Source organism: Shewanella sp. CG12_big_fil_rev_8_21_14_0_65_47_15 (assembly GCF_002783505.1).
Taxonomy (GTDB): domain Bacteria; phylum Pseudomonadota; class Gammaproteobacteria; order Enterobacterales; family Shewanellaceae; genus Shewanella.
This window is the reverse complement of sequence record NZ_PFGL01000008.1, coordinates 1-8,680: the sequence shown is the minus strand read 5'-3', so window position 1 is coordinate 8,680 and position 8,680 is coordinate 1. Positions and strand designations below refer to the sequence as shown.

Annotated in this window: 7 protein-coding genes and 3 tRNA genes; 4 read left to right on the top strand and 6 right to left on the bottom strand. The window is 46.5% G+C overall.

What is annotated here, in order from left to right; genetic code table 11:
- From COW15_RS02530 to COW15_RS02510, 5 genes are all read right to left on the bottom strand, one after another.
- The coding region (locus tag COW15_RS02530) for an MCP four helix bundle domain-containing protein (protein ID WP_293629618.1) at positions 1-621 on the bottom strand (621 nt) is incomplete at its 3' end.
- Positions 622-784: 163 nt separating this feature from the next.
- Positions 785-871 (bottom strand) — tRNA-Leu (locus tag COW15_RS02525).
- Positions 872-915: 44 nt separating this feature from the next.
- Positions 916-1,002, bottom strand: a tRNA-Leu gene (locus COW15_RS02520).
- Between the two features lie 54 nt (positions 1,003-1,056).
- Positions 1,057-1,132 (bottom strand) — tRNA-Phe (locus tag COW15_RS02515).
- Between the two features lie 229 nt (positions 1,133-1,361).
- Positions 1,362-2,123, bottom strand: coding sequence for an outer membrane protein assembly factor BamD (locus COW15_RS02510; RefSeq protein ID WP_007650242.1), 762 nt, complete (start codon positions 2,121-2,123; stop codon positions 1,362-1,364).
- A gap of 122 nt (positions 2,124-2,245) precedes the next feature.
- On the opposite strand from COW15_RS02510, the gene rluD reads away from it, so the two are divergent.
- From rluD to clpB, 3 genes are all read left to right on the top strand, one after another.
- Positions 2,246-3,220 carry a 23S rRNA pseudouridine(1911/1915/1917) synthase RluD gene (gene rluD / locus COW15_RS02505; RefSeq protein WP_198782566.1) on the top strand — a complete coding sequence of 325 codons (975 nt, stop codon included), beginning with the start codon at positions 2,246-2,248 and terminating at the stop codon, positions 3,218-3,220.
- Positions 3,221-3,958, top strand: a complete 738-nt coding sequence (gene pgeF, locus COW15_RS02500) for a peptidoglycan editing factor PgeF (RefSeq protein WP_293629609.1) — start codon at positions 3,221-3,223, stop codon at positions 3,956-3,958. It abuts the gene before it with no gap.
- A 115-nt stretch (positions 3,959-4,073) separates the two neighbouring features.
- Positions 4,074-6,647 (top strand): ATP-dependent chaperone ClpB, encoded by a 2,574-nt coding sequence (gene clpB / locus COW15_RS02495; RefSeq protein WP_293629608.1) that lies wholly within the window; start codon positions 4,074-4,076, stop codon positions 6,645-6,647.
- 101 nt (positions 6,648-6,748) lie between these two features.
- Here the strand turns inward: clpB and COW15_RS02490 are convergent, their stop codons facing one another.
- Positions 6,749-7,216, bottom strand: coding sequence for a DUF4124 domain-containing protein (locus COW15_RS02490; RefSeq protein WP_293629607.1), 468 nt, complete (start codon positions 7,214-7,216; stop codon positions 6,749-6,751).
- A 90-nt stretch (positions 7,217-7,306) separates the two neighbouring features.
- Here COW15_RS02490 and pssA point away from each other — a divergent pair, with 90 nt between their 5' ends.
- Entirely contained in the window at positions 7,307-8,125 is an 819-nt protein-coding gene (gene pssA, locus COW15_RS02485) for a CDP-diacylglycerol--serine O-phosphatidyltransferase (protein WP_293629606.1), read from the top strand.
- Positions 8,126-8,680 lie beyond the last annotated feature (555 nt).

Below are 8,680 nucleotides of genomic sequence, written 5' to 3'. Positions count from 1 at the left end.
GAGTCCGATTCCGATACTGATCAGCATGGCGAGCCCAGCCAAGATCATGAAAATAGAGATGGAAGATTGATAAATTCCTTTGACGGTATCTTTTTCTTGCCCTGCTATTTTTATTTGCAGTGCAATTAATTCCGAGATTTTTCCGCTAATGGGATCGACGGCTTGGTAGAGGGGCAATATATCTGTGTTGAGTTGGTGGGCAAGATTCCCATTTAAGAGCTGTAAGCGTGATATTAGTTGCTCAATCTGTTGATTTGCAGGTGAAAACAAGCGTTCCGCCTGTTGCGCGAGTTGCGACTCTTCTCTGGTTAATTCTGTGGCGAGGTATTTTTGCCAGTGTTGATTAACCATAGATCTTGCACTTTCAAGTGCATCGATAGCCTGGGGGGCACTAAATCCGCCGGCATTGGCTTTATTAATCGCATCAATGACATCGACGGCGTATTTGTCGGCAATGACTTTTAAATCATCCAGCGGCACGACTCTGTCGTTATAGATGCGTTCAACACCCGACTCGATTTTCCCCATCATATTAATAGCGATAAAACCGATAACCAGTAGCATTGCAAGCGGTACCAGAATGCCGATAAACATTTTTTGTTTGATCTGTAGGCCGTTCATATGGATTGCCTCAGTAGAACTAAGAGAGTCCTTTGGGCAGAGCTCGAGCTATCCCTATGATGAGCCTGTAAGATTAGTTATAGCAAAGTTGGGGAAATTAGGGGAAAGCGGAAAATATTTTATTGCAGAGACAAAAAAACCTCGCTAAGCGAGGTTTACATGTTGGTACAGATGAGAGGACTTGAACCTCCACGCCCTTGCGAGCACCAGCACCTGAAGCTGGCGTGTCTACCAATTCCACCACATCTGCATCGATATTCGGCCTTTAACCGAATTAAAACTTGAATTGCAATTTGGTACAGGTGAGAGGACTTGAACCTCCACGCCCTTGCGAGCACCAGCACCTGAAGCTGGCGTGTCTACCAATTCCACCACACCTGCACTGTACCTATTGCAATCCTTTAACTCTGGTCGCATTGGCAACCCAATTAAAGATGGTGCCCGAACCCGGAATCGAACCAGGGACACGAGGATTTTCAATCCTCTGCTCTACCGACTGAGCTATTCGGGCGACGGGCGCAATTTAAAGGCTTTTCGGGTTTTGAGTCAATAGATTTTTACTAAATCAGGTAAAAATCGATGCAGTTGCATAAGTTTTACTCGAATAGGGGGCACAACTATGGTTTAGGCTGATACTCAGAGGGAAATCATCAATAAAGGCATAGGGCTAGCGGCGGTAGAATAATCAAAAAGCTCAGTGTAGAGCTAAAAAAATGCCCCTTTAAAAGGGGCATTCTTGATTAGTTCGATAAGATTTCATTGTTTGGGAAGTTAGCTTGCATTACCATTAGCACGTTTTGCTTCAGTTGGTTCTGACCTAATTCGCCATAAGCTTCTATCATTATCTCTAACGCCCGTTCGGTTGAAGGGGTGCCTGGGTATGTTTCTAGCACTGATTGAGCTCGGATTGCTGCGGCGCTCCAAGCGTTCATCTTGAGATAATACTCGGCAACTTGAATTGAATATTTTGCCAAGCGATTCTTCAGCGATAACATGCGCTTTTGTGCATCGGCGGCATATTTGCTGTTAGGGTAGGTTTTAATTAAACGTTCAAAATCCTTGAAAGCATCTTGAGCATTTTTAGGATCGCGGTCAGTTCGGTCGATATTTAACATATCATGGAACAGGTAGCTGTCCGCTTGCATATTGACGAGTCCACGCATGTAGTAGACGTAATCGATATCGGGATGGGTTGGGTTTAGACGGATAAATCTGTCTATATTGGCAATGCCTGAGGCGACATCATCCATTTTGTAGTACGCATAAATCAAATCTAGCTGGACTTGAGTTTTATGGGGGCCGAAGGGGAAGCGAGAGTCTAGTGCTTCCAAAGAACGGACCGCTTTTGAGTAATTGCCAAGCTCCATTGAGGTTCTTGCCTGAGAATAAAGTACGTCAGGTGAGGTTTTTGCGGCAATGTCGTTATCTTCAGGACTGCTACTACAGGCTGATAACGCTAGTGAAAATAGGACTAAGGTTACGCCTTTGGAAAATTTATACATACTTGAATTCAATTCTTTTTAAGTTGTAGTTAAGAATTTTTCCATTTCACTATAAAATAGAAAACATCCGATTGTAACAGATAGCACACATTTTTTGACCCCTAAATGGGGATACGGTTCCTATGACACAAGAGATTAATCTAAAAAGCGAGATTTCGGCAACACAAACTGGCCTGAGATTAGATCAGGCTCTGGCTGAGTTGTTCCCAGATTACTCGCGCACGCGCATCAAGGAATGGATCCTATCTGATGCAGTTTATGTTGACGGCGTGGTTGTCAATAAGCCGCGTGAGAAAGTATTTGAGCTACAACAGATTGAAATTGCAGCCACACTTGAAGAAGAAGTGCATGCGGCGGCTCAGGCCATCGAGCTGAATATTGTCTACGAAGATGACCATATTTTGGTTATCAACAAACAAGCTGGCTTAGTTGTCCATCCTGGTGCGGGTAATGCTGATGGTACGCTGATGAATGCGCTTTTGCACCATTGCCCCGATATTGAGCATGTGCCGCGTGCGGGTATTGTGCACCGTCTCGATAAAGACACTACGGGTTTGATGGTAGTAGCAAAAACTGTTGAGGCACAAACTCACCTAGTCGCAGCATTGCAAGCCCGTGAAATCACCCGTGAATACGAAGCGATTGTGATGGGCACTATGACAGGTGGCGGTACTGTGGATGAGCCGATTGGCCGTCATCCCACAAAACGCACTCATATGGCGGTGCATCACTCGGGTAAACCTGCGGTAACCCATTATCGTGTGGCGGAGAAATTCCGTAACCACACTCGTCTAAGATTGCGACTTGAATCGGGACGTACTCACCAAATTCGTGTGCATATGGAATACATTGGTCACGTATTAGTGGGCGATCCTGTTTATGGTGGCCGTCCCAAACCACCAAAGGCCGCGAGCCCAGAGTTTTTTGAAATTTTGAAAAACTTTAAACGCCAAGCATTACACGCTGTGCGTCTCGAGTTAGCGCATCCTGTGAGCTGTGAAATCATGAGCTGGCAGGCGCCAATCCCTGAGGACATGGTGATTTTGACCAAAGCACTGCGCCAAGACACGGTCGAGCATCCGATCGAGTATTTGTAAGTGTTTAATCACGATTGGCCCGTTCCTGCTAATGTTGGCATCGCTATGACGAATCGTCATGGCGGTGTGAGCATGCATCCCTATGGCAGTCTGAATCTTGGACTGCATGTTGGTGATGCACCTGAGCTGGTGATGGCTAATCGTGAGTTACTCTGCAAACAATTAGCGTTAACCACTGAGCCTGTTTGGCTCGAGCAAGTCCATGGCACTCATGTGCTCAACCTTGATTCGCTTAACTTAGTTAATGCCGCCCTTGATACGCCCATTGCCGATGCCAGTTACAGCCGAACCGCTGGGCGAGTTTGCACAGTAATGACGGCAGATTGTTTACCCGTGTTATTGTGTAATCATGCCGGCACTGAGGTTGCGGCGGTCCATGCGGGATGGCGCGGCCTGTGTGATGGTGTGATAGAGGCCGCTGCGGTACAATTTAGCTCGCCTATGGGTGAGTTGATTGCCTACCTCGGCCCGGCCATTGGTCCACAAAAATTTGAAGTCGGCGACGAAGTGAAGCACGCATTCTGTGCATTGCATCCACTGGCCGTAGCGTGTTTTATTCCAAGTGGTAATAAGTTTCTTGCCGATATCATTGGCTTGGCTAAATTGCGCCTGAGCTTACTCGGGATAACGCATATTTATAGCGCCGATATCTGTACTGTATCGAGCCCAGATTATTTCTCCTATCGCCGCGATAGAGTGACGGGACGAATGGCTTCATTGATCTGGCTTAAGTCTTAAGCAAATTCCCCCACTATTTGTATTTAATTCCCTTCCAGTTGCTTGAAATTGGCTAAATAGTCCCCATCTTTTAACTAACGAAATATTTCTAAATATGTGAGTTTTAGGAGGCTGTATGCGACTCGATCGTATGACCAATAAATTTCAGCTTGCCATCTCAGATGCCCAGTCACTGGCACTTGGGCGTGATCATCAGTTTATCGAACCGCTACATTTGATGATGGCACTGCTTAACCAGGATTCTGGTTCTATCCATCCCTTATTAACCCAAGCTGGCATTCGTGTCAGCGCACTGCGCTCGCTCCTTAGCCAAGAATTAGAACGCTTACCCCAAGTTGAAGGCACAGGCGGCGATGTGCAGTTATCCCAAGGGTTAATTCGATTATTAAACCTGTGCGATAAGTTGGCGCAAAAGCGCAAAGACAAATATATCTCCAGTGAATTGTTTGTGCTGGCGGCGCTAGAGGGCTCTGATGCATTAGCCCAATGCTTGAAAAAATCTGGCGCCACGAAAGAATTAATGGAGCAAACCATAGAGCAGGTACGTGGTGGTCAAAAAGTGGATGATCCCAATGCCGAAGATCAACGCCAAGCGCTGAAGAAGTTTACTATCGATCTGACCGAGCGCGCCGAACAGGGCAAGTTAGATCCTGTGATCGGCCGTGATGATGAGATTCGCCGCACGATCCAAGTTCTGCAACGTCGCAGCAAAAACAATCCTGTGCTTATCGGTGAACCGGGGGTCGGTAAAACCGCAATTGTCGAAGGGCTTGCCCAGCGTATCGTTAATGGTGAAGTGCCAGAAGGCATTAAAAATAAGCGGGTCTTATCCCTCGATATGGGCTCGTTGATTGCGGGCGCTAAATATCGCGGTGAGTTCGAAGAGCGTTTAAAAGCGGTACTTAATGAGTTGGCGCAGGAAGAAGGTCAAGTGATCCTCTTTATCGACGAACTGCACACTATGGTCGGTGCCGGTAAAGGTGAGGGGGCAATGGATGCGGGTAATATGCTCAAACCTGCGTTAGCGCGTGGTGACTTACACTGCGTGGGCGCGACCACGCTCGATGAGTATCGTCAGTACATTGAAAAAGATGCGGCACTTGAACGCCGCTTCCAAAAAGTGCTGGTGGATGAGCCCAGCGTTGAAGACACCATCGCCATTTTGCGTGGCCTGAAAGAACGCTACGAGCTGCATCACCATGTGGAAATTACCGATCCGGCGATTGTGGCGGCGGCAACCATGTCGCACCGTTATGTGTCGGACCGTAAATTGCCCGATAAGGCGATCGATTTGATCGACGAAGCGGCATCCAGCATCCGTATGCAGATGGACTCAAAACCTGAGTCACTCGACAGGCTCGAACGTCGTGCTATCCAGCTGAAATTGGAGGAGCAGGCATTAGCCAAAGAAAATGACGAGGCGAGTCGTCGTAGACTCGATCATCTTCGAGTCGAACTGAAAGAAGCTGAAGCTAAAGCCTCGGAACTTAATGAAATTTGGCGTACTGAAAAAGCCGCATTGGCAGGAACTCAGCACATTAAAGCCGATCTCGAACAGGCGCGGATGGATTTAGAGGTGGCTCGCCGCGCGGGTGATCTCACTCGAATGTCAGAGCTGCAATATGGCCGTATTCCTGAGCTTGAGAAACAGCTCGATTTGGCGTCACAAGCCGAAATGCAGGATATGACCTTATTACGTAATAAAGTCACTGAGCTTGAGATTGCCGAAGTGCTATCAAAGGCTACAGGTATTCCGGTATCGAAGATGCTTGAAGGCGAACGTGAAAAACTACTGCAAATGGAAGTGGCGCTGCACGAGCGGGTAATAGGCCAAAACGAAGCCGTCGATGCGGTAGCAAACGCGATTCGTCGTAGTCGCGCGGGTCTGGCGGATCCAAATCGCCCGATTGGCTCGTTCCTGTTCTTAGGCCCAACCGGTGTAGGTAAAACTGAGCTGTGTAAATCACTGGCGAAGTTTTTATTCGATACCGAATCGGCCCTAGTGCGGATCGATATGTCTGAATTTATGGAAAAACATTCAGTATCGCGTTTAGTGGGGGCCCCTCCGGGATATGTGGGTTATGAAGAGGGCGGTTACTTAACGGAAGCCGTACGCCGTAAACCGTATTCGGTGATACTGCTCGACGAAGTTGAGAAAGCGCACCCCGATGTGTTTAACATCTTACTGCAAGTGCTCGATGATGGCCGCTTAACCGATGGTCAAGGTCGGACTGTCGATTTTAGAAATACAGTGATCATCATGACCTCGAACTTAGGATCCGACATTATCCAAGAAGGATTTGGCCATGTGACCTATGCAGAGATGAAAGCGTCGGTAATGAATGTGGTGACCCACAGCTTTAGACCCGAGTTTTTAAATCGTATCGATGAATCTGTGGTGTTCCATCCATTGGATGCTGCCAATATCAAGCGTATTGCTTCGATACAGATTGCTTCCCTACGCCAACGTCTGGCGGAAAAGGACTATACATTGGAGATCACCGACGACGCATTATCACTGATTGCAGAAATTGGTTTCGATCCTGTGTATGGCGCAAGACCCTTGAAACGGGCATTGCAGCAAGAAGTCGAAAACCCGCTGGCGCAGAAATTGCTCCGTGGTGACTTGTTACCGGGTAAACCCATTAAGGTCAGCTGTGCGGGTGGTGAATTAGCGTTCGAGCAGTAAGCGACCGATTGATGGCTTAGATGCTTGTCAAACTAAGCCTTATCCCTAGAATAACGAAAGAGCCGAGTATTGACTCGGCTCTTTTTATATAGGGAATGGCACTATTTTTTATCACAGAAGAGTTTAATTCTCTCTTGCTGCTGTGCAATGGCGGCTTGTCTCTCTTCTTCACTCATAGCCACAGGTTCCTTAGTGGGATCTTCACTCTGACGGATAAGTCTGTTGTGTGTCGTCAGCACATCCAAACTATGTTTAGCATTGTCACAGATCGACTGAGCCTGTTTAGCATCTTTTTCTTTAATGAGTGCCGCTGATTTTTCGAGTTCACTCTCAGCTTGTGGTTCGACTTTTTTGGTTGGTGCAATATAACCTACTTTTGCCGGTTCAATATCTTCACTATAGAGTTGGCTGGCCTTCAGTTGTTCTTGTTCCGGTGGTTGTTGGCTGTAATGAGTGACACCCTGTTCATCAACCCAAGTGTAAATCACACCTGCAAATACGGGTTGTCCTAACAAACAGAGCCAAAAGGTGTAAAACAGCAGTGCCGTTAACTTAGTCATTTTTAACATGGATCATCCCTCATTGCCGCTCATCGACATGCTAGTAAAATATGCTATCTTGAAGCTCACTTTCATTCCAGCTTATAACTTAATAAGTGTATGCAAAATTCTTCGAATCAAACAGTAAAGAATAAAGGTATCTACTTACTGCCAAATCTATTTACGACAGCAGGGTTATTCTCGGGTTTTTATGCTGTGATCGCCTCGATGAATGCTAATTTTGAAGCCGCAGCGATTGCGATTTTTGTCGCTATGATCTGCGATGGTCTCGATGGACGTGTCGCAAGGCTCACTAATACACAAAGTGATTTTGGCGCAGAGTATGACAGTATGGCCGATATGGTGTCCTTTGGCATGGCGCCCGCCTTACTCGCTTATAATTGGGCGTTGGCCGATTTAGGTAAAATTGGTTGGCTGGCAGCATTTATCTATTGCGCAGGTGCGGCACTTAGACTCGCTCGATTTAATACCCAAGTTGGTGTAGCTGATAAGCGTTATTTCCAAGGGCTTGCAAGTCCAGCCGCAGCGGCAGTTATCGCTGGGAGTATTTGGCTCGGTAATCAATACAGCCTCGATGGGAAAAATATCAGTTGGATTGCGGGTCTTGTGACTGCGACAACGGGCCTATTGATGGTGAGTAATTTCCGTTATCACTCTTTCAAAGAAATTGATTGGCGCGGTAAAGTCAACTTTATTGCCATATTACTGGTTGTGGGCGTATTTGTGGTGGTATCGGTTCAACCAGCACTGATCCTGTGTATCGGTTTCTACCTTTACGCAATTTCTGGCCCTGTCATTACGATTAGAACGGTAAGAAAATTAAAGGTCGCCCATGTGGTTGGTGATAATGAACCAAGCGAAAGTGACACTGAGATTGAATTAGACCCTAAAAATAGACACGAAGAGGATAAGCCTTAACGGGATATTTCACTCCCTCATTCCAGATAGATACCAGGCACACTTGCCTTGATAAATTGAACATAAAAAGCTGTCGGATGTAATCCAAACCAGCTAACGATGGGAAATGTTGGTTGATATAGCTAAAAGCTTCCACCACCGACTGTTTATGTTTATTTGATCTATTAAATTATCTGCACTCCTAAAATTCCTATGCCAAACTTACCAACCCAAGGGAAGTATCCCTTCTTTAGTGTGTGTTGTGGTGATTATTTGTTCGCTTGGCATTAATCGTTAAAAAAGCCCTTGCACAAAATCTTCTGCTCCCTATAATGCGCATCCACTGACACGGCAGACGGCGCTAAGCAGCCCTGATGTGACAGTTCATCGATGAGTTTACTGATTGATGAGTGTTGAGAAAGTTTGCAAAAACTCCTTGACGCGAAACGGGAAATGCGTAAAATGCACGACCCTGAGCTGATGAAGCATCAGCACGACCCGCCTAAACGGTATGTGGTCAACGCTCTTTAACAAGATAAAACAAGAAATCTGTGTGGACACTCACAGGTGTTGAGT